At 28.4% G+C, this 22,302-nt stretch carries 13 protein-coding genes; 4 read left to right on the forward strand and 9 right to left on the reverse strand.

Annotated features, from left to right (window positions below; translation table 11 throughout):
• The first annotated feature begins 817 nt into the window (after positions 1 to 817).
• Together IC174_RS18870 and IC174_RS18875 are read left to right on the forward strand one after the other, a co-directional pair.
• Complete coding sequence (locus tag IC174_RS18870; RefSeq protein WP_227433646.1) at positions 818 to 2,359, forward strand: AbgT family transporter; 1,542 nt, start codon at positions 818 to 820, stop codon at positions 2,357 to 2,359.
• A 34-nt stretch (positions 2,360 to 2,393) separates the two neighbouring features.
• Entirely contained in the window at positions 2,394 to 3,512 is a 1,119-nt protein-coding gene (locus tag IC174_RS18875; protein ID WP_227433647.1) for a M20/M25/M40 family metallo-hydrolase, read from the forward strand.
• A gap of 178 nt (positions 3,513 to 3,690) precedes the next feature.
• Here IC174_RS18875 and IC174_RS18880 read toward each other — a convergent pair whose 3' ends face one another.
• The 7 genes from IC174_RS18880 to IC174_RS18910 form a co-directional block, all read right to left on the reverse strand.
• The gene (locus tag IC174_RS18880) at positions 3,691 to 4,977 is read right to left on the reverse strand and encodes a transcriptional regulator (protein WP_227433648.1); all 1,287 of its coding nucleotides are present in this window, start codon (positions 4,975 to 4,977) and stop codon (positions 3,691 to 3,693) included.
• Positions 4,978 to 5,260: 283 nt separating this feature from the next.
• On the reverse strand, positions 5,261 to 8,383 hold the full coding sequence (locus IC174_RS18885; protein ID WP_227483655.1) for a bifunctional diguanylate cyclase/phosphodiesterase: 3,123 nt from the start codon (positions 8,381 to 8,383) through the stop codon (positions 5,261 to 5,263).
• Positions 8,384 to 9,162: 779 nt separating this feature from the next.
• A complete protein-coding gene (locus IC174_RS18890; RefSeq protein ID WP_227433650.1) occupies positions 9,163 to 9,867 on the reverse strand; it encodes a response regulator in 705 nt (234 codons plus the stop codon).
• Positions 9,858 to 11,465, reverse strand: coding sequence for an ATP-binding protein (locus IC174_RS18895; RefSeq protein ID WP_227433651.1), 1,608 nt, complete (start codon positions 11,463 to 11,465; stop codon positions 9,858 to 9,860). The genes IC174_RS18890 and IC174_RS18895 overlap by 10 nt, the downstream gene beginning before the upstream one ends.
• 263 nt (positions 11,466 to 11,728) lie before the next feature.
• Positions 11,729 to 12,907, reverse strand: a complete 1,179-nt coding sequence (locus IC174_RS18900) for a hypothetical protein (RefSeq protein ID WP_227483656.1) — start codon at positions 12,905 to 12,907, stop codon at positions 11,729 to 11,731.
• Positions 12,908 to 13,135: 228 nt separating this feature from the next.
• The gene (locus IC174_RS18905) at positions 13,136 to 13,630 is read right to left on the reverse strand and encodes a threonine/serine exporter family protein (RefSeq protein ID WP_227433653.1); all 495 of its coding nucleotides are present in this window, start codon (positions 13,628 to 13,630) and stop codon (positions 13,136 to 13,138) included.
• On the reverse strand, positions 13,631 to 14,392 hold the full coding sequence (locus tag IC174_RS18910; protein ID WP_227483657.1) for a threonine/serine exporter family protein: 762 nt from the start codon (positions 14,390 to 14,392) through the stop codon (positions 13,631 to 13,633).
• Between the two features lie 686 nt (positions 14,393 to 15,078).
• Here IC174_RS18910 and IC174_RS18915 point away from each other — a divergent pair.
• Both IC174_RS18915 and IC174_RS18920 read left to right on the forward strand, forming a co-directional pair.
• Positions 15,079 to 17,913 (forward strand): sigma-54-dependent transcriptional regulator, encoded by a 2,835-nt coding sequence (locus IC174_RS18915; RefSeq protein ID WP_227483658.1) that lies wholly within the window; start codon positions 15,079 to 15,081, stop codon positions 17,911 to 17,913.
• A 41-nt stretch (positions 17,914 to 17,954) separates the two neighbouring features.
• Positions 17,955 to 19,199 carry a D-alanyl-D-alanine carboxypeptidase family protein gene (locus tag IC174_RS18920; RefSeq protein WP_227483659.1) on the forward strand — a complete coding sequence of 415 codons (1,245 nt, stop codon included), beginning with the start codon at positions 17,955 to 17,957 and terminating at the stop codon, positions 19,197 to 19,199.
• Positions 19,200 to 19,654: 455 nt separating this feature from the next.
• Here the strand turns inward: IC174_RS18920 and IC174_RS18925 are convergent, their stop codons facing one another.
• Both IC174_RS18925 and IC174_RS18930 read right to left on the reverse strand, forming a co-directional pair.
• A complete protein-coding gene (locus IC174_RS18925; protein ID WP_227483660.1) occupies positions 19,655 to 20,860 on the reverse strand; it encodes an IS256 family transposase in 1,206 nt (401 codons plus the stop codon).
• Between the two features lie 339 nt (positions 20,861 to 21,199).
• Positions 21,200 to 22,302, reverse strand: a 1,103-nt coding sequence (locus IC174_RS18930) for a hypothetical protein (protein ID WP_227483661.1), incomplete at its 5' end; no start/stop codon positions are given.

Raw genomic sequence — 22,302 nt, forward strand, 5'->3', positions numbered from 1 at the left:
TACTTCTATAGTTCAACTACTGTTGATACACTTATAAATGAACTCTTACATTATTTATTAATTTAAAGAGTGATTTAACTATCATATAGAGCTATTATTCATATTTTTTCATTTCTCTATTAAAATTAACCCAATAATTTCCAATTATATAAATTGATTATATTTCCAATATATTTTTTATAAAAATATAATAATATTACTATCTAGTTTACAAAAACATATAAATAACTTAATATTTTTAATTTTATTTTAATATTTCTTTACTTATTGTTAGAATATATTATATCATTCTCATATACAAAAGTCATTAAAAAGAGCTCCTACATAGGTTATATTCATCATAATATAAACTTGTGTATTTTACTATTTCTCTACAATTCTTTAATCTTTTTATATTTTTCATATAACCTTATGACAATTTATCCCCTTACATATTATTTTTTAGTTCTAACCTAAATACTTCACTTGAGTTGTTATTTAGTTGTTATAAAGTTTTGTATTTTATTAATTTATTCTTTTACTAACTTAATATTCCACTAGATTTTTATAAAGTTTTGTTTTAAAATTAATTTTAAAGTATATATATAATACAAATAACTTAGATATAATTCGTCATTAATCTACTTAAAGCATATTTAATTAACATCACTCATCCAGAAAATTCAGAAAATTACATTGACATAGGAAAAAGTTTATTTTATACTTTTTTTAGGACACATTGTGGACACGTCTTAAATTGACAGTCATAATTTATATTATAAATTTGACCACAATACTTATTTTCAATATTATATTTTAAAAACATAGGGAGGATATTATGAATGATAACGTAGTTAAAAAGAAGAACTTTTTTGACAGAACATTAAACAGAATAGAAATTGTTGGTAATAAGCTACCAGACCCAGTTACAATATTTCTAGGATTATGTGTACTTTTACTTATACTATCTAGCATAATCGGTTCTATGGGTATATCAGTAGTTCATCCTGGTACTGGTGAAACTATAACTGCTGTAAATTTATTAACTGTAGAACAACTTCAGATTTTATTAGGAAATATTGTTAGTAATTTTCAAGGCTTTGCACCTTTAGGACTAGTTTTAGTTACTATGATAGGCGCTGGTGTTTGTGATAAAACTGGACTTATGACAGCAACAATAAAGGCATCAGTAAGCAAAATTCCTGAAACAAAAGTAACTCTTGTTGTAATGACTATAGGTATGCTTGCAAATATTGCATCAGATGCAGGTACAATACTATTCCCACCATTGGCTGCACTTGTATATCTTGGTGTTGGAAGACATCCACTTATAGGTTTATTTTCTGGATATGCCGCAGTCTGTCTAGGATTTGCAGCAAACATCATGATAAGTGTTAACGATATACTTGCTGCAAGCTTTACAGTACCAGCAGCTCAGATGATTGATTCTGGATTTGAAGCTAATGCAACAATGAACTTATTTTTTATGATAGCATCAACTTTTGTATTAATATTGTTAGCAACTTGGGTAACAGAAAAAATTGTAGCTCCTAGATTTGGTAAATACGAAGGAAATGCAGAGTTAGATGTTGATGGTAGCCTTAGTGATGTAGAAAAAAAAGGGCTTAAAAAAGCTGGTATAAGTATATTAATATATGCAGCAATTATGATAGCACTTAGTGTAATTGGTCAAAAACCATTCTTAGCAGACCCAGAAACAGGAGATTTATTATCAAATAATGCTCCTCTTATGAAAGGTATGGTACCTATAATAGCTTTAGCTTTTTTTATACCTGGTGTTGTATATGGAAAAACTATAGGTAAGATAAAAAAGGATAAAGATGTTGTCTCTATAATGGCTGGTGCAATGAGTGATATGGGCGGATATATAATACTAGCATTTGCTGCTTCACAGTTTTTGCAATTATTTACAAATAGTAATTTAGGTTTGATACTCGCTGTAAAAGGTGGAGAGTTTTTGAAATCAGCAGGAATAAATGGTCCTTTATTATTGATAGGATTTATTATATTATCATGCTTTATAAATTTATTTATAGGAAGTGCATCTGCAAAGTGGGCTATACTTGCACCAATATTCGTACCAATGTTTATGATGGTCGGATACAATCCAGCACTTACACAAATGGCTTATCGTATAGGTGACTGTATAACAAATCCACTTAGCCCCTTATTCCCATACTTCCCTATTATACTAGCATTTACAAGAAAGTATGATAAGGATGCGGGTATGGGTACTGTAATAGCTAATATGCTACCATACTCTATATCATTCTTGATAGTATGGACTATACTATTGATACTATTTATGGTGTTTAATATTCCATTAGGGCCTGGAATATTCCCTTCTTATAGTATGTAATTTATTTAAATTTTTCTAAAAGGAGAAATGATTTATGTTAAGTAAAAATAGACTTATAGATAACTTTATGGATATGGTTAGGATTGACAGTCCATCTAATCAAGAATTAGAAATGTCCAAGTGGATAGTAAACTATCTAAAAGAAAGAAATATAGACGCTATTATAGATGATGCTGGTGAAAAATATGGTGGTAATACGGGAAATGTTATCGCATATATAAAAGGAGAAGAAGGAAGTAGACCTCTTTGTTTATGTGCTCATATGGACCAAGTTCAACCTTGTTTAGGTGTAAATCCAATACTAGATGGTAATGTAGTTAGAAGTGATGGAACTACTACACTTGGTGCAGATGACAAAGCTGGTATAGCTGCTATCCTAGAAGCTCTAGAACATGTTATTACAGAAAAAATACCACATAGAGATATATATCTATGTTTTACAATTTGTGAAGAAGCTGGTATGCATGGTGTTAAAAACTTTAACCCTGATAACTTACCTTGCAAGGATATGGTGATTTTAGATTCTGGTGGAGCTATTGGTTCTATAGCATATAAGGCTCCTGCACAAGAATCTATAAAAATATCTTTTGATGGTAAAAAAGCACATGCTGGTATAGAACCTGAAAAAGGTATAAATGCTATATTGGTTGCCTCTCATGCTATAAGTAATATGCATATAGGTAGAATAGATTCTCTGACAACTTCAAATATAGGTAAAATAGAAGGTGGTGGAGCTACAAATATAGTAACTGATAAGGTTACATTGACTGCTGAAATCAGGTCTCATATCCCTGAAACTTTAGAATATGAACTTAATCATATGGAAAAATGTTGTTCAGATGCTGCATCTAAATTTAATACTACTTACACTTTTGAACATAATATGTCTTATCCAAGTTTTGAACTTAGTAGAGACAGTCATGTTTTTAAATTAAGTGAGGAAGCAATAAGACAAGTTGGTGTTGTTCCAAATCCAATGATAATTGGTGGTGGTAGTGATGCAAATATACTAGCTAATCTTGGATATAATTGTGCTATATTAAGTTTAGGGATGTATGACGTACACACAGTTAATGAATATGTAAATATAGATGAATTATATGATACTGCTAAAATAGTTTATCATATGATTAAGTTAAATGATGAATTGTAAAAAATTAATGATAAATTAGAGTACTATCACTAATATAAATACTTTTATACAATACTACTCTTTAACTCTCATAATTAAAAACCTATGTATTTTCAACTCTATAAGTACTATTTTAAAAAGTTGATTTACATAGGTTTTAGTATTTTATATGACACTTCATACAATCTTATATAATATTTTAAAACAATATCTCAGTAATATTCTTTGGTCTACCTCCACCAATACTAGTTTCTTTAGCACATATTCTCCCTAGATTTGCACTTACTATTTTATTCAGTATACGCCTTGCACTTCTTTCACTTACATTTAGATATTCTGCCAATTCTTTTGAATCGTAAATCTTGCTTTTTCTATTTTCACTTATAGCTATAATTTTTGCTACTGATTCGCAACTCATTCCAGTTTTTTTAGATATTTCTATTACTTTTTCATCAGACAATACTAAGGAGTAATTTAATTCATTTTCTGAGGCTAAAGGACCTCTTATATTTTCATCTTCATCTACTAAATATATACCAATTTCTTTTGAATCTATTGAATGTCTCAATGCTTTATGTGCATTATTTTCAGCTTGATATGCAGTTACTCCAGTCCCAATACCTATACTAAGAGAAAATCCCATGTCTTTTATATCTCTTTTTAACTTAAATAATTTATCATAATTGTACTCATTATCAGCTACACCTTTATGAACAAATACCACATAATCATTTCTTCCAAACGAAAATAAAGAACCTTGAATACTTCTTGCATAGTTTACTACAAGCTTATCCATATCTGATTTTTTTATCATATCAGAATAATAGTTTTCTATCTTCTCTTTATAATCTATTAGACTCAATATTTCTACTGCAATTTGAGAAAATCTAGCCTTACTTAGAGCATATTCACTCTTCACTTTCTCATAACTTTCTTTGATTAATTGTATGGTTGCTTGTAGCCGAAATACAGGATAACCTCTTTCCTTTAACTCATTGTACACTGCTCCAAAACCAGTTATCATTATCTCGGTCTTATTTTCTTCAAACAATTGTATATGCCACTTTGCAAGTTCAGATTCTCCTACTTCTAAAGAAAATGGCCTACAAAATATACTTGTAGCTTCAATATCAAACTCTTTAAGTGCATCTTCTACAACATATCTATCAACTACATCTATACTAAATTTATCTAGCTTTATATTTTCGCTCTTTATTGCCCAAAATGCTTTCATTATACTTGTCCCACTTCTTGGAACAAATGAATGTGGTTTACTTATTTCATGTTTAGATTTTATAAACTCATAGACTCCACATCCTGTAAATATAATAGCATCACATTCATCTTCACATTTTGAAATAACTTCTACCGTATCTACTACTTTTTCTCTTACATATATTTTAGTTTCTAAATTGCTATCTATCTGTTTTAAGTCTTCCTTTATCTTAAAGCCAGAGTCTGAAGGACCTATAATACCCACTATCATAAACTTCGCTCCTAATCCATCCATATTGTACTTACTAAAAAATTATAATGTCATTGCTTTTTATTTTTTATTTAATTTATTATCTCACATTCTATATTTACGGTAAAGAAGTTCTATACAAGCGTTTAGAATAAAAATCTTTAAAAATTAAATTTTAAATACTATAAAGCCTGTATATATTTCAACCTTGAATTATTAATTGACTGAATATATACAGACTATCTTACATTTAATTTAGACAACCTATCACAGAATATATTACATTTAAATAAAGTATATTATTTTAAGTAGTTATTAGTTTACTATCTTGATGATTATAAAGTAAACTTTCAAAATCTAGACTTGGAATAGGCTTACAATAGTAATATCCCTGAATTACAACACAATTCAAACTAGCTAAAAATTCTGCTTGCTCTTTTGTTTCTACACCTTCTGCAACTACATCCATTTCTAGGTCCTTAGCCATGGCTATAGTATGCTTTAAAACAATTTTTTCTCTTTCTGTAATTTCTTTTTCATTGAAAAATCCACAATCTATCTTTAATGTATCAATATTTATATTTTTTAGCATATTTAATGAAGAATATGCCGAGCCAAAGTCATCCATATTTAATATAATACCATCTGTTCTAAGCTCTGCTATTATCTTGGCAAATAGCTTTATATTTTTAATAAATAAGCTTTCTGTAAGTTCTAATTCCAAAAATGATTTTGGTATATTATATTTATTTATTAGACCTAAAACAATATATCTAAATTGAGGATTATACAAATGTAATCTTGATACATTTACAGAAATCGGTATTGGCTTCTGACCTAAGTCTATCCATTTTCTTATCAAAGTACATACTTGCTCCCATATATACATGTCTAGTTTAATAATAAACCCATTCTTCTCAAATAGTGATATAAATTTATTTGGAGGTATTATACCTTTTTCTGGATGTATCCATCTAACCAAGGCCTCTGCTCCTACAATTTCATTTATTTCAAGATTATACTTAGGTTGTAAGTATACATGAAACTGTCCATTTTCCAATGCATACTCCATTTCTCTTTCCATCTGTTTTTCTTCAATTGCATCATTCCTCATAGCTTCATCGTAAAACATATGATGACTTATACTTTGCTTCTTTACATTTTTATGTGCATATCCTGCCATTTCACAGGCATTTGTAACTGATATATTATTATCCAAAATCCTATAAATTCCAAAGCATGATACTAACATATATTCAAATTGCTTTATACTTAAATTTTTTGTAATCTTATAAATTAATTTATCTACCTCTTTATCATGATAACACTCATAAAAAATGCAAAACACATCTGCATACATACGACAACAGATTCCCTTAGAAGTAATATTTTTTTTAATCAGTTCTGCAATATATATTAATGCCCTATCTCCCTCTTGAATACCATAAATATCATTAATTACCTTGAACTTATCTATATCCATCATTATAGCAACATAATGTTTATTAGGATGTTTTTTGAGTAATAAGTTTGCTTGTTGACAGAAGCCTTCGTAATTATATAGCCCTGTCAATATATCTCTTTGCCTTTTACGTATTTGCATAATATGGTCTATATTTTTAATAGAAAGCAAAATATGCGTCTGATTTTCACCAAATTTATTTTTACTGATGACATTTAGGATACACATAGATGCCCAATAGTACCTTTTATCCTCTCCTAAATATCTACATTCAAAACTCAACTTTAAGTCCTCTTGCTTGTTATTTTTTGAATCATCAAGAAACTTTGAATAAAGATTAGAGTAAAATATAGCTCTATCATCAGGATGAACTATATAGTTTCTAATGTATAAAAATGTTTTTTGTATGTTCTCTTTTACAGAAATTTTAAAAATATTGTTTTCTGATTGATAGATTGGAGTAATTAAGTTTTTCTCTAAGCAAATATCTAAGATAATATCATATGTATTATAAACTAATTTTTCATAAGTTTTGGAATATCCATCACTTGTTATACTGTCAAAAGATTCTTTAGTCTCTAAATCTTCATATGTAGATAAAATTCTTTTTTCTGAATCATTTAAATTGCTTATCTCCTCTAATTTATTGGTCCTTAATTTATTTTTTTCATAATATCTTTGCTTATCTTGGTACATTCTCTCGTCAGCAATTTTAGTCAACATATGTATATTTATATTATCTTCACTCCAAGTGCTTCCTATTGCTACACTATATACCCTAGTATCTTTAAACTCCTCACTTAACCAAGTAACCTTTTCTTCAAATAGTTGTTTTGAAATTTCCTCACATAATACAACAAACTCATCTCCACCAATACGATAAATATTATAGGAATGAAAGTATTTTTTTATAATTACACAGGTTGATACAATAGCAGAATCGCCACTAGCATGTCCAAAGTTATCATTGATATCTTTTAATCCATTTATATCTATAAACACAACCCCCATAGATTTAGCTTTATTGCTGTAAAAATTATCTATGTATTTAATATATTTATTTCTATTGTAAACCCCAGTCAAAAAGTCATAATAGCTCATATGATTCAATTTATTTTCTACTTCTCTCTTTTTCATTTCAGTCAATAAAAAATAAGATAGAGAAGTCAAAAGAGATGTGTCCTTAACAGCTCTCTGTGGATTGTCAACTCCAATAAATCCAATAATTTTATCATCTTGCTTTAATGAAGATGCTATTAAACTTTCAATATTTTGAGGTTTTAAAATTTCATACTCAATTGGTTGTGTTTCTTTTAAACTTTCTATATTATCTACTATTATAAAACCTTTTTCATGAAATAATAAAAACCAATTTTTTAGTGATTCAATATCAATATCTTCAAGGAATTGTTTTTGTCCCTCAACCCCTTGATTACACCATTCATATGTATTATTTATCTTTTTACCATCTGCTGACACTTCAAAAATATATGCTCTATCAGCCTTATGAAATTTCCCAATACTGCCTAATACAAGATTTATAGCATCTGAAAAATTAGTTTCTGTTATAAGATGTTTAATACACCCAACTAGTAATTCTTTTATTTCTAATTTTTCTTCTATCGACTTACTTATATTTTCCTTATCAGTAATATCAAGAGCTATTTCCAGTCGTGCAGCTCTGCCTTCCCACTCAATTAATTTATCTTTTAATATAAAATGTCTGTCTATTTCAGTGTTTGTATTTTCCCATATGTAATATTCATCATCTTTCAAAAAAGAGTTAGTACAAAATTCACAAGGAGAATCTCTTCCTTGTAATGCTTCATAACATTTTCTATGAGAAATATCATCAAGCCCTAATAGCCTTTTCCCATTTTTATTAATATATAAAAGTTCATATGTATCCAAGGAGGAAACATATATAATTTCATCTAATTCATCTACTAAGTTTCTCACACTCATTTATGTATAACTCCTTTTATTCAATTTTTTAAATTCTTGAAACTATGTCAAGTTTTGATGTACCTTTGATGATGCTATTGTACTTTTTTATAAAAAAAAAGAATACAATAGCATCATCTTTTTTGACAAATAGAGCTCATTATCATATTACTCATTGAGGCTCTCTAAAACTTAAATTATCATAAATATCTTTTGCTGTACATACTATTTTTTTAATCTTCATATAATTCTTGTTATTCATACCTTAACTTAGTTCTAAGCAAGTTTTACATTATAAAAATTATATTTTATACTCATATCTTCATTCAATATATAGTATAAATATTTACATAACTATTAAATAAATATTTATATTATGAAAAATCAAACTGCTTTACCCATTTAAAAAGACATAAGTTCTCATTGCTAAAAAAGTACATTCTACAATGAATTACAGTGTTGTTATTATAGTTATATTAATAATATCATAAAGACCATTATAAAAAGATAAAAATAGTAACTTTTTTATATTAAAAAATATTTATTAATAAATAAAATATTTTATATATAAAAAGTATTTATCAAAAAGAAATATCACATTAACTAAAGCTCAATTTGAAATATATTTTATTTAAATAAAAATATAGTCTTTATTAAAATATAGTTTTTGTATTAAAAATCGCCATGCAAATATAATATTAATAGGCTGTCTTTCCTCCTACTTATTATAAAATACATGGCTATTTATATTTAGTTAAAATATTACTAGTTTAGATTAACTAATACTTTTAATTTGATACTTATTCATCTGTCATGCGATATCCTACTCCAACTTCAGTTAAAATATACTCTGGTTGAGCAGGATTTTTTTCAATTTTTCGTCTTATACTTGCCATAAAAACTCTAAGGGATTGGTTTTCACTTTCATAGTAATTACCCCATACCTTATCTATTATAAATTTATGTGTTAAAACTCTCCCTGAATACTTAGACATTAATTCAACAAGTTTATATTCAATTGGAGTTAAGTGTATCTCCTCACCATTAATAGATACAAGATGCTTTTCATAATCTATCTTTAGATTTTTAACCTCAAAGGTGGTAGGAACGTCACTATTTATCTTACCTTGTTGAACTTTATTTCTAAGGGCCACACGCACTCTAGCCAAAAGTTCTGTTACACTAAAAGGTTTAGTTAAATAATCATCTGCTCCGCCATCTAAAGCCTCAACTTTATCTCTTTCATGCTCCCTTGCTGAAACAACAATTATTTTATTATTTTTAGCACAAGCCCTAACTCTACCTATTACCTCAATTCCATCAATATCTGGTAAACCTAAATCTAAAATTATTAAATCTGGGTCAAGAGAATGTATAAGTGATATAGCTGTGCCTCCATTGTCAGTTTCTACACATCTATAGTTTTGAGTTTCCAGAGACACTTTTATAAATTTACAAATTGGTCTATCGTCTTCTACAATTAAAACCAACGGCTTTACTTCCATTCGTCTTTCACCTCCCCTTTATCTAAAGGTATACTGAATCTAAATGTAGCTCCTCCAGAAGGATTATTGAAAGCAATAATTTCTCCACCATGAGCTTGTACTATAGACTTACATATTTCTAAACCAAGACCAATCCCTCTTCTTTCAAGATTTCTTGCTTTATTCTTTGTATAAAATCTATTGAATATATTCTTAATATCTTCACTTGGTATTCCTTTTCCGTTGTCTGCCACTTCAAATAATACATTTTCAGCTTCTTTGCTTACAGTTAATTCTATCTTAGAATTTTTAGGTGTATGTCTTATAGCATTGTCAATTAAGTTTACTAAAACTTGCTCTATCAATAATACATCTACATGAACTATTATTATTTCATCTGGTATATTGGTTTGTATCTCTCTACTATTGGCAAATTTTTTAACTCTTAATATAGATTCCGCAATTATTTCATCTACAACCTCTGGACGTTTTTCAATATCCAATTTTCCTTCATCTATTCTGGTCATGCTAAGTATATTCTCAACAGAGTGTGTTAACCAACTTGTATCTTCATATATATTTTTTAGTAGCTCTACTCTAGTTTCTTTATCTATTATGTCATCATTTTCAAGTATAGTTGAAGAAGAACCTAGTATACTTGTAAGTGGAGTTCTCAAATCATGAGAAATTGATCTAAGTAGGTTTCCTCTTAATCTCTCTCGTTCTGTTTCAAGATTAGCTTTTTTATTCTTTTCAAATAGGTTTTCTCTATCAATTGCTAATGCAACCTGTGTTGAAACTGCTTCCAACAATATCTTTTCATTTTCCGTAATAATATCAATTTTAAAACATGCAATACCTATAACACCAAGAACATTGGATTCTTGACCTTTTATAGGAAAATAGTAAGCACTACTATTTTTACAATATTTTGTTCCAATCCCAACTGGTTCGCCTGTTCTAAAAGCCTCTTTTATAGCTTCCTTTTCTAATACTGAGTGGAATATATTCTCACTTCCATCATTATTACAAATATAAATACTTGGCTTACCTAGATTATTATCACCATCTGCAATAGTTACTATAACAGTTCTATTTAACATGTTTACCAAATTAGACCCACAAAATTCAATTATTTGATTTTTATTTTTTGCTTTAAGAAGTGTTTTATTATTTTCATAAAGCAACCTTATCATTTTCTCTCTTTTATGAGAAAGTCTTACTTCTTTTTTTATTCTAGAAGTTAAAGTGCTTGTTATAATTGCTGCCAAAAGCATAATACAAAAGGTCATTGGATAATCTTTTCTATAAGCTATAAAAGTATATAATGGGTGTGTAAAGAAAAAATTAAATGATAGCACTCCTATTACTGAAGAAAGTATTCCAAAAAAATACCCATGTGTTATACTTGTAGCAAATAATACACCTAATATATACACTAAAATAATATTAGATTCATTAAAACCTACTTTTTTAAAAGCTACTGATATTCCAGTAGCAATTATCATAACCAATATAGTTTTTATAAAGTCCTTAATAATTATTTTCTTACTGAGATAGTCATCTTCATCATAATCATACTCTTTTAAGTCTTCATGATGTAGTCGTTCTTTTTTCATTTACTGCAATTCCTCCTTACTGTTACTGTTTAAATTGACTCTAATGTATATAATACAATTTTATCATAATAAATTCAATCAATACATTTAATTAATACCTTCAAATTACTAAAAGGTGCTGTCTTAAAATGAAAATAAATCTCTATTTCAAAACAGCACCTTTATATATTTAAATCACTAATTTAATTTTTACATATTTAAATTGTTAATTTGATTCAATCTAATAAATTATAATATCTTAATATTTGATTTTTAAAACATTCCTATCCAACAAGCATAAATATAAAGTGGGCACATACACCTGCACATAAACCACCTATTGTATGCGAAAGAATCGCTTTACCAGCTAATGGTCTTGCATCTAAAGCATCCATCATACCAATGTGTGTACTTAAATATCCACTCCAACACATACCCATTGCTGTAAATACTGCTATATCATTAGGAGTTACAGCACCTGATTTTATAAATTCTGGCACTAGAGATATTGCTGCCCCAACAGCACCTAATGCAGTTACAGGGAATGCTATTGCTTCTGGTGAAGTAAATCCAAATAATGGTTCTATTATAAAACTGATTTTGTCACCAATAGCAGGTAATAATTTTATACCTTCATATGCAGCTCCTGTGTAAACAGCTTGACCTGTAGCAGGGTCTGTAGATGGTCCAAAAGTTAATAACATAACTAATGTACAAACTACTAAAACTCCTGGTATTATAGCCATACCCATTTCAACACCTAGCTTACCACCTTCAAGTATAGCATCCAATCCTCTTTGGAATACATTACCATCTCTTATTTCTCTAAACTCTTCAATCTTTTCACCTTTTCCATTTGCTTGTTTGTCATTATCAATTTTAGGGTCATAATTATAATACTTTTTAGTAAAAGTCAACATAATTCTAACACTAATAATACTACCTATTATTGCTCCAACGTTACCAATTATAGCTGGTAATACATATTCTTTACCTTGAGCTATCATGAAAGTTGTTACAATAAGTCCCATACCAAAAGCTGTTCCTAAGTTACATAAAGCAGGTATTTGGTGTTTTTTAAAGTATTGTGTAAATGTTTTGTCTTTAGCGAATGGTATAATAGCTGGGTTATCAGATAAATAAGTTGCCACTACTCCTGCTATACTAGCACCAGGTAAGCCCCATATAGGTCTCATAAGGCCCTTAAATATCTTATTTACTAAAGATATTACTCCAAATTCTGAAAGTAATGCACTAAGTGCACCTGCAAGGACTGCCATTGCCATTATCAAAAATACTGTTTCTAGTAAAAGTGCATGTGCTGTACTCATTATTACTTTGAACATCATTCCTGCACCCATGATACTGCCTACATAGCCAAATCCTACCGCCAAAAGTACAATAAATACGAAGGTTTCCATACTTACTGCCTTGACTCTCCTCTTCTCTGACAGCTTCTCCATTGTGAATCTTCCCCCTTTTAATTTAGAATTAAGGTTTCTACATTAATACAAATTTGTTAATACAAAACAAGTTCTAAAACTTACATCTGTGATTCAAGTTGTCGGTTTGTTGAAATAAAAAACCGTGACTAATATTATGACAATAAGAATATCTAATTTAATAAAAGATATTCTTATTCTATTTTATGTTATTATATTATCATCCTTTGGCATAAAAGTCAATTTTTTCTATTTCTGTGGTTTAATTTTATTTATGCTCTTCTTATATTTTTCATTATTTTTTATCTTTGAAACTATTCCATATAGATTAACTTTCCTAAATACTGTGGTTATAAATACTAACCCCAATGCAATCGAACTTGCACAAGATAATGTACTTACCCCATACTCTACTGCCTTAATATAGTCATTAGTTAAAACAGAATACATAGTGTTATATATTCCATAACCTGGTACTAGGATTATAAGACAACAGACACTTAAAGTTGTCGATGGAGTCATATAAATCCTAGCACATAATTCACAATATATTGCAAAACATACTGTAGCTATAAAAAAGCACAAATTTACTGATACACCCATATTCAAACAAAACTTATATGAAAACCATGCTATACTTCCACCGACACCTGATATTATCAAGTTTTTTCCCTTCATATTAAATAGAATTCCAAAACTTAAGGCTGTAAAAAAAGCTGCTACTACTTCTATAAACAATTTCATTTATATACCCCCTAACTTGAAGTATAATCCTAGTACCAAAAACATTCCTACTGCTATAGATACACCTACAAAAAATACTTCTGCCAACTTTGCAAGACCAGATATCAATTGACCATCTAACAAGTCTCTTAACGCATTAGTTAAAGCAAGCCCTGGAACCAAAAGCATTATTGCTCCTGCTATTAAATGGTCCATAGTCTTTATAAATCCAAGCTTTAGAATTACAATGGAACAAAAAGCTATGACAACTGCTCCTATTGCATTTACAAAAAAATCGTTTAGTGAAGACTTATTTAAGTACATAATAACAAATTTAGTCATTATTCCCACCATAAATGCAGCTATAAATTCTTTTAAATCTCCTCCAAATAATATAGAAAAAGTTGCTGCTGCAATACCCGCAAAAATTATTGTTACTATATCTGAATAATAATTGTCTTCACTTATCTCATCTAAAATCCTCTCACATAACTCAATATCTAAATCATTTATACTGATTGCTCTTGATAATGAGTTAACTTCATGAACTAAGTTTAGGTCTACCCTTCTTGAACTTATTCTTTTAATTGCTGAGTGTAGTTTTCCATCTACAAAAACAGATGCCATTACAGCTGTTGGAGTTGCAAATACATCTACATGCTCTATACCAAAAGATTGGCATATTCTACTTATCGTTTCTTCAACTCTATAAGTTTCTCCTCCACTCTGCAACATAGCTTTACCTGCATTTGAGGAAAAATTTAAAATTCTATCTATATCCACAAAACATATCTCCCATTCTTTTATAATATTATTCATATTTTATTACAATATATTAATTATTTAAACTAGTTTAAATAATTAATATCCAATATTTAGATTTTATGAAAAAATTTGTTTTTTATGCTTGTCAAAAATAAATTATAAAGTTATTTACACCATAAAATGGCTGAATTAATATTTCATAGACACTTTCAACCATTGATATATAACCTCTTTAAATTTTATAAGCTTATTTTTCTTTTCATTATTTTTGTTTCAATAAAAAATTATCTCTCCACCTAGTATTCATTTTATTAATTCTTCATTGAATACTTTAAAATCTACTATAATTTATGATTTACAATAACTATAATTTTAAATCTGTACACTTGCAAATTGCTCATAAGATAATAATTAATTTTTATGTTTATTTAAATAATTAGTTTTTATATTTATATGAACATTAAATAAAAGTGCTACATACATTACAAAGTTTATACTTATCTAATATAACAACATAATGCCTTATGTAAATCCATAAAAATCCATATCTCATATAATGCAACTATTATTTTAACACCAACTACTACACAAAACAACATATTAAAAAGTAAAATACAAAATATCCACTATAAACCTTATTTTAATATAAAATATATATTATAATATATTTTATATAACTTAAATATAAAGAAAGGGAGTACTATATGTTAAGAAAAGATAAAGTTTTATTATCACTACATAAGTTATGTAATAATATAACTTTAAAAGACCTACAATCAGAGAAAACAGGATTTACTACTCTTGAAGTTGCTAACAATTCATCTCTTGATAGAAGTAATACTAGTAAAGAATTAAATAATCTATACAATGAAAAGAAAGTTGTAAAAATATCTGGTAAACCTATTTTATTTTTACATGCTGGTATTATTGAAAATTTGATTGGCCGTACTTTAAATAGCTCAGAATATTCTATAAGCAATTGTAATGAACTATTTAAATCAACTAAAAATGATTCAGAGGATGTCTTCTCAACATTACTTGGATATGATTCTAGCCTTAAATTAGCTATAGAAAAAGCTAAATCTGCCATACTTTACCCTCCAAAAGGTCTTAATACATTACTTATAGGGCCTACTGGTGTTGGAAAAAGTACATTTGCTGAAACAATGTACAAATATGCTATAGAAAGCAAAGTCTTTTCTTCTGAAAGTAAATTTGTAGTATTTAATTGTGCTGAATACGCAGAAAATGCTAACTTACTTCTTAGTAATTTATTTGGTTATGTTAAAGGTTCTTTTACTGGTGCTAACAAGGATAAATTTGGGATAGTTGCACAGGCTAATGGTGGTATATTGTTTTTAGACGAAATACACAGATTACCCCCAGAAGGTCAAGAGATGCTTTTTCTTTTGATGGATAAAGGTATATACAGACGATTAGGAGAATCTGATGTCGTACACAGAGCTACAGTCTTTATTGTGTGTGCTACAACAGAAGATATACAGTCTTCCTTACTTGGAACTTTTCTAAGAAGAATTCCTGTTACAATTAACCTACCTGCTTTACAGGATAGGTCCTTAAAAGAAAGATTATCTCTCATTAAGTATTTCTTCATTATAGAATCTAAATATACTAATGCAACTATAAGAGTTCATAAAGATGTAATTAAATCATTACTACTTTATGATTGTTTTGGTAATATAGGTCAACTTAAGTCTGATATACAACTTATGAGTGCAAGAGCATTTTTAAATTATAAGACTGAATTAAAAGATAACATAGAAATAGACTTGTCTCTTGTGCCTGACTATATTTACACTGGTCTTTTAAAGTTGAATGAAAATCGCAGTAATTTAAACAAATTATCAGAACTTGATTATATGCTTTTTTATGAATTCAATGGTAACAACTTAGAAGTTGAGTATACAAAAGAACTATCTAAATACAATATAGATACATCAAACAATGGATTTAGATACTCTACAGAGATTCCTTATCTAGAAAATGATATAAGGAGTATGTTTATAAATTATATGGAGAAATACTCTACAAAATTACTTTCAGTATCATCAGTGACTCATTCTGATTATACAAGTAATGAGATTTTTAAAGTAATCAACCCAAAGATTTACTATGCTGTTGAACACTCTTTAAAAGAAGCTGAAAAAATATCTAGAAATAAATATACAAAACAGACTTATGTTGCTCTTTCAATGCATATAAGTGCTCTAATAGAAAATATAAACCAGGATACATATAATCCTAAGTACAATCTATATAATGATAAAATTTTCTTAGAGAAAGATTTAAATATAGCTAAAATAGTTTTAAGTATAATTGAAAATGACCTACAGATATCTTTACCCAAAGATGAAGTAAAATTTATATCTATGTTTCTAAATAGTACATACCTTGAGCCTAATAATCACGCTGAAAGTATTGGAGTTATAATACTTGCTCATGGAAATTCAACAGCTAGCAGTATGTGTGATGTAGCCAATTCACTACTTGGTACAAACCATTGTAATGCAATTGATATGCCTTTGGATGTGAAAGTAAGTACTATACTTGACAAAGCTATAGAATTGGTAAAAGAATGTGATAAAGGTAAGGGAGTACTCCTTTTAACAGATATGGGCTCTCTCATAGCTTTTGGAGAACTTATTTCAGAAAAGACAAAGATTAAAACACGCTCTATTGAAATGGTGTCTACTCCAATAGTTTTGGAAGCAGTAAGAAAAAGTACTCTACCGGAAATGACCTTAGATGAGTTAGCTAACTCTTTAAGCTCTTTAAATCCATATATTGGACGAGCTGCAATTGACTCATCAGAAATAGATTACCCTGAAAAATCAAGAGATTATGTTATAATAACTACTTGTATAACAGGTTATGGTTCAGCTATGAAAGTTGCAGACTTTATAAATTCTTCACTTAAAAATATTAATAAATACAATATTAACTTAGTTCCTCATAATATAGAGAGTTTTAAAATGTATAGGAATAAATTTAGTAATACTAAAATTTTAGCAGTTGTTGGTAGTGTAGACTTTAATGTTGCTAACACTCCATTTATACACATAGAAGAACTTCTAAATGGATATGGGCTTGATATGTTAAACAAGATAATAGAAGGTACATTCAATGCCAACATTATCACTAATATAAAGGAAACAAATCTATCATATAACAGCTTAATAATAAACTTTATGTCTCAGAACTTAGAATTATTGGACTCAGTTAAATTATTCAACTATGTTAATTCATCATTATTTTCAATAATAGAGTTAATAGACAAAGACCTTAAGAGTAAATTTAAACTTGGATATATATTACACTGCTCTTTTATGATAGAAAGATGTTTTAAAAATACAACTTTTCCATATAATAACATTACTGATTTAATTGGTAAAAATTATAAATTATATGAATTAATACGAGAAGCTTTTAAAACAACTGAAGCTTACTTTAATATTTCGATACCAGATGAGGAAATTGCTTATATAATAGATATGATTAATGAATATCTAAATAAATAAAACTGATAGTTCCTATCTTGCGCACATAATTAGTATATGAAATGGAGGATGAAATTTTGAAAAGAAAAATAAAACACTTAGCAATACTTGCATTAATTTTTACATTTATAACACCTGGATTCTCATTTGCAGATAATCCACCAGTCCCAAATTCGTCAAGGGCGGCATTGCTTATAGACCAAGATACTAGAAGAATATTATTTGAAAAAAATAGCGACGAAAAAATGCCTCTAGCTAGCTTAAGTAAGATGATGACATTTTTACTTGCAATAGAGGCAGTAGATAAGAATCAAGTTAAAGAAACTGATATAGTAAAAATAGACAAGTCTACAGCTTCTGTTGGAGGTTCTACTTGTAAGCTTAAAGATGGAGATGAAATACCTCTAGGAGAGCTTATGCAGGGTCTTATGCTTGTTTCTGGAAATGATGCAGCTATGGCCATAGCAAAATACATTGGTAAAGATGAAAAGAGTTTTGTAGATATGATGAATAAGAAAGCTGAAGAAATAGGAATGCATGATACGTATTATTTTAATCCAAATGGTCTTCCTAGATATACTGACCCAGAACGTAAAGAGCCTCCTATAGAGAACATATCAACAGCTCATGATATAGTTACTCTTGGAAAGTATATGTATGACCATTATGAAAGTCAGGTTACTAGAATAACTACTATGCAAGTTTATAATGATACTAAAAAGGATTTTACACACTACAATACAAATCCTCTACTTGTTTCAGTTCCTGGTGTAGATGGAATAAAGACAGGTTATACAGATAATGCTGGATATTGTTTTGCATTTTCTATGATGGTTCCTAAAGATGCTAAAAATGAAAGAAATCATAGATTAATAGGTGTTGTGCTTGGTGATGGTAATAAGAAGAGTAGAATTTCTTCTTCTGCTAGTTTATTGAAGTATGGTAAAGATAATTTCCATTCTAAGAAGATAGCTCATAAGGGAGATACTATAGAAACTCCTTGTATCGATGGTATTGATGATTTTAAGATAAAGGTTAAAGTAGATAAAGATTTATATGGTGTTGTTTCAGATAATGAGAATATCAATCCTAAGATAGTGTTTAAGAGCATGAGTTATCCTATCAATAAGGGAGATATTGTTGGTGTTGCAAAGTATTATAATGATTCTGGTAAGTTTGTTGGAAGTGTTAATGTGAGAAGTGAAAGCAATATAGGGTGTATCCCTTTGAAGGACAAGATTAAGATTAAGGTTGCTAAGATAAATAGAGAGCTTGAGGTTAAAAATTCTGTTTGTTTTAAGGCTTAGGTTAGATGAGATTTATGAAAGACTCCACTTTATGGTGGGGTTTTTTGTTTTATACAAAAAATTAAAATAGTGGCAACAATTGAGGATGTGAGGGAGAGTTGCCACTATTTTGTATAGGGTATTATATTATGTTTTTAAGCTAGTTTTACTATCTTCTATGTTTATATAATAACTCTTGTGTGTGAATTTAATAGATAATTCATATGAAAATTATGTGAAGTTTTAAACTGATATAAAAATATTAAAAAGTTAATTTAATTATAGAGACTGTAAATTAATTTGCACTTTTAAAAATAATTTCTACTTTATAGCAACAATTATTTATTTACTATTAATATTTCCCAATATATGAATTTTATTCTAATAAATTGTAAAATATATATACTGGGATATTTCTAAATATTTTTGGAAACCATATATATTATGGCAAATTTTTGAAATATAATTTTTAAAAATTATATTCTATTATCAAAGAATATAGATAACTGATTATATATACTATCCCAGTTTCTATATCTCATAGTCCATTTTTTCATCACATTTTCACTTGCTAAGAACAATATTTTTAATAGTGAGTCGTCTGATGGAAAAGTGGACTTTGTTTTTGTGACTTTTCTAAACTGTCTATTAAGTCCTTCAATTATATTTGTAGTGTACATTATAGTCCTTATTTCTTCAGGAAAACTAAAAAATGGTGCTATAACATCCCAGTTATTTCTCCAAATTTTAATTGCCGAAGGATACTGTTTACCCCATTTTTCATCTATTTTATCTAAAGCCGATGAGGCTTCTTGTTCATTAACTGCTTTATATACAGATTTAAAATCACTTATTAATACTTTTGAATCTTTGTATGAAACATATTTAAAAGTATTTCTTATCTGATGGATTATACATTTTTGTATTATAGAATTAGGATAACTTGCGGCTATCGCCTCTTTAAAGCCATTTAATCCATCAACACTAAAAATTAGTACATCTTTAACACCTCTATTTTTTAAATCGGTTAAAACACTATACCAAAACTTTGAAGTTTCGTTTTCACCTATCCATATTCCTAAAATATCTTTGAAACCATCCTTATTTACTCCTAGAACTACATATGCAGCTTTATTTTTTATTTTTCCATCATCTCTTACTTTGTAATGAATTTCATCCATAAATACAAAAGGATAAACTTGTTCAAGAGTTCTATTTTGCCACTCTTTAGCTCTTTGAATTACAATATTTGTTATATTACTTACTTGATCAGCTGAAATTTCTATACCGTATAAATCTAATATTTGCTCATGTATATCTCTTGTTGACATACCTCTTGCATAAAGTGATATTATTTTTTCTTCGATTCCTGAGATATCTCTAATATTTTTAGGAACGACTACTGGGTTAAAGTCATTATCTCTGTCTCTTGGAACGTCTAGTTGTAAATCTCCAAATTGTGACTTTACAGTTTTTTTGCTATATTCATTTCTTCTATTAGTTGTATTCTTGTTATGGCTGTCGCCCTTTTCATAACCTAGCTCTAATGCCACTTCTTGTTCTAACATCTCTTGTAATATATCTTTGAACATATCTCTTAGATAACTACTTATATCTCCAGATTTTATAAATTCTCCATCTGATATAATTTCTTTGACTAATTGTTTTCTTAAAGTATTCATAAAAAATCTCCTTTACGACATTTGATTATATTTAAATCATTGCCATAAAGAAGATTTTTATTAACCTTGAAGCACAAATTATTTTACATTACCGCTTTGTTTTACATTTATTAATTGTATTCATTAAAAAGACTGTAATAAACTTGCTCTTATACAAATTCATTTACAGTCTTTAATATTTTTTATTTCTATCATTTTAAATCAAATAAATTATTTATTATATTAAGGAAAGTAATAATACTTATATTATATTAAATAACTTACATTAACCTATTTTAAATGGTACAGATTAATATAAAACTATAGTACCTATATAGTTTATATAAAGACCAATTCAAACTATCTATTAAAATTAATTATATTACTCATCAATCTTCCTAAAGAAGATAAAGAAGTTGAAATTGGATTACTCTGTAATTCTATATTATATTCTTGTTTAGTTGTTCCATCTTCTGCTGTTATCTCTATTACCATAGTTGTACTTACTGTATCATCTTGATTTGTTACTGCACTTCCACCTGTTGCATCTAATATCTCAACACTTGCTCCTGATGATGGTGTTATTGCATTTTTTAACTCACTTACTTTTGTTGCTACTGGTATATCTGTTACTTTTTTATTCGCTTCATCTAATGTTCCTATACTTGTTGATTCTATATCATTTGCACTACTAGCTGCCAACTCTATCTTATATTCTTTTTTAGTTGTTCCATCTTCTGCTGTTATCTCTATTACCATAGTTGATGTCACTTTAGTAGTACTTTGATTTTCTACTGCACTTCCACCTGTTGCATCTAATATCTCAACACTTGCTCCTGATGATGGCGTTATTGCATTTTTTAGCTCACTTACTTTTGTTAACACTGGAACACCTGTTACTTTTTTATTCGCTTCATCTAATGTTCCTACACTTGTTGATTCTATATCATTTGCACTACTAGCTGCCAACTCTATCTTATATTCTTTTTTAGTTGTTCCATCTTCTGCTGTTATCTCTATTACCATAGTTGATGTCACTTTAGTAGTACTTTGATTTTCTACTGCACTTCCACCTGTTGCATCTAATATCTCAACACTTGCTCCTGATGATGGTGTTATTGCATTTTTTAGCTCACTTACTTTTGTTAACACTGGAACACCTGTTACTTTTTTATTCGCTTCATCTAATGTTCCTACACTTGTTGATTCTATATCATTTGCACTACTAGCTGCCAACTCTATCTTATATTCTTTTTTAGTTGTTCCATCTTCTGCTGTTATCTCTATTACCATAGTTGATGTCACTTTAGTAGTACTTTGATTTTCTACTGCACTTCCACCTGTTGCATCTAATATCTCAACACTTGCTCCTGATGATGGTGTTATTGCATTTTTTAGCTCACTTACTTTTGTTAACACTGGAACACCTGTTACTTTTTTATTCGCTTCATCTAATGTTCCTA

The organism is Clostridioides sp. ES-S-0001-03, assembly GCF_020676075.1.
Classification (GTDB): domain Bacteria; phylum Bacillota; class Clostridia; order Peptostreptococcales; family Peptostreptococcaceae; genus Clostridioides.